Origin of the sequence: Sphingomonas sp. LH128 (assembly GCF_000293195.2) — a bacterium.
Classification (GTDB): Bacteria; Pseudomonadota; Alphaproteobacteria; order Sphingomonadales; family Sphingomonadaceae; genus Novosphingobium; species Novosphingobium resinovorum_A.
In genome coordinates, this window is record NZ_ALVC01000452.1 from 1 (window position 1) to 1,914 (window position 1,914).

At 66.6% G+C, this 1,914-nt stretch carries 2 protein-coding genes; both read left to right on the top strand.

Annotated features, from left to right (window positions below):
- On the top strand, nt 1-242 hold a 242-nt coding region (locus LH128_RS28035), incomplete at its 5' end, for a tyrosine-type recombinase/integrase (RefSeq protein ID WP_008833079.1).
- A 6-nt stretch (nt 243-248) separates the two neighbouring features.
- The gene (locus LH128_RS28040) at nt 249-1,442 is read left to right on the top strand and encodes an IS91 family transposase (RefSeq protein ID WP_008833080.1); all 1,194 of its coding nucleotides are present in this window, start codon (nt 249-251) and stop codon (nt 1,440-1,442) included.
- Nucleotides 1,443-1,914 lie beyond the last annotated feature (472 nt).

The window sequence follows — 1,914 nt, forward strand, 5'->3', positions numbered from 1 at the left end:
TCGTCGAGGCGGCCGAGGCAGCCGATATCGCCAAGCGGGTCGGCCCGCATACCCTGCGGCATAGCTTCGCCACGCACTTGCTCGAAGACGGTGTCGATATCCGCGTCATCCAGGCGCTGCTCGGTCACGCCAAGCTCAACACCACCGCCTTTTACACCCAGGTAGCGACCAAGACGATGCGCGCGGTGACCAGTCCGCTCGACCGGCTGATGATCCCGAGCGGGGGAACGCCCGACGGTTGAGGCGAGGTGCGCACCTCCATCGAGGTCGCCGATATCTTCCGAACGGCAGGGCCGGCGTATCGGTTGGCCCATGTCGGGCATCTGAGCCTGCACCAGCTCAAGATCATGTCGGCGATCGAACAGTGTCGCACGGCGGCAATGGGCGGCCACGTCGAGGCCTGCGAGGACTGTGGCCATTGGCGTGTCGCCTATAACAGCTGTCGCAACCGGCACTGTCCCAAGTGCCAGGGCGCTGCCGCGCGCACCTGGCTCGCCGACCGCGAGGCCGACCTGCTGCCGATCGGCTACTTCCACGTGGTCTTCACCCTGCCGGCCGAGGTCGGCGCCATCGCCTTCCATAACAAGGCGCTGATCTACGATCTGCTGTTCCGCGCGGCGTCGGAGACGATGCAGATCATCGCTGCGGACCCGAAGCATCTCGGCGCACGGATCGGCATCACCGCCGTGCTCCACACCTGGGGCTCGGCGCTGACCCACCACCCGCACATCCACATGATTGTCCCCGGCGGCGGCATCGCGCTAGACGGCACGCGCTGGGTCTCGGCGCGTCCGGCGTTCCTGTTGCCGGTACGCGTGCTCGGCGCGCTGTTCCGCCGCCTGTTCCTCACACGACTGCTCGCGCTCTACGATGCTGGCCAGCTCGCCTTCTTCGGCAGCATGGCGCATCTCGCCGAACGGCGCGCATTCCTGCGCCACCTGTCGCCGGTCCGCAAAAAGCGCTGGGTGGTCTATGCCAAGCCGCCATTCGCCGGGCCCGAAGCGGTCCTCGCCTATCTGTCGCGCTACACTCACCGCGTCGCCATCTCGAACAGCCGCCTTCTCCGCTTCGACGAGGACGGCGTCACCTTCCGCTACAAGGACTATCGCCGCGGCGGCGCCGACCGGCAGCAGGTGATGACGCTTGGTGCCGACGAGTTCATCCGCCGCTTCCTGCTCCACGACTTGCCCAAGGGCTTTCACCGCATCCGCCATTATGGCCTGCTCGCCAGCGGTATGCGCAAGGACAGTCTCGAACGGGCCCGCCAACTGCTCGCGATCGCGCCGCCTGCTGGCGATGACATGCCCGCCGAACCGCCAGATGCCCGGCCGCCGTGCTCGTGCTGCGGTGGACGCATGATCGTCATCGAGATCCTGGAACGCCGGTACCAGCCTCGCGCGCCTCCATGCTTCGCAGCATCATCCGAGAGACAGGCGTCGTGACCCGGCACGGCACATCATCGACAGACCCCGTGACGACCACGCTCCCGGGAAGGCCGGAGTCTGCTTCCCGCCTGTCAAAAAGCGGACGCCAACTGCCCGAAAGCGGACCGTCCGACCGTGAGCGACCTTCGCGACCGCCGGAAAGCAGACCCTCCGCTTTCAAATACGTCCGCTTATCCGCCGCGCCCGCCACCGCCCAGAGCCGCCCAAAGTCGAAATCCCCATAGACCATCGCGCGGGGCCCGCGGGTTCGGGCACCGCCGACTTTCCGACGCCTCTCGGCGTCCGAAACTCTAAACGGTAGCGGAAAGGCGGCTCACCGGCTCAGATCGGCGGATAGCTGCCCGTCGCCTTCGACCTGGCGCATCGCCGACCGAGGAGATTTCCTGCCGGTCGGCAGACGCCCCATAGCAGTCATGCGTCGCCTTCAATCAAGTTCAGATCACACTTGCTGCAACGCTTCGGAGGCCAC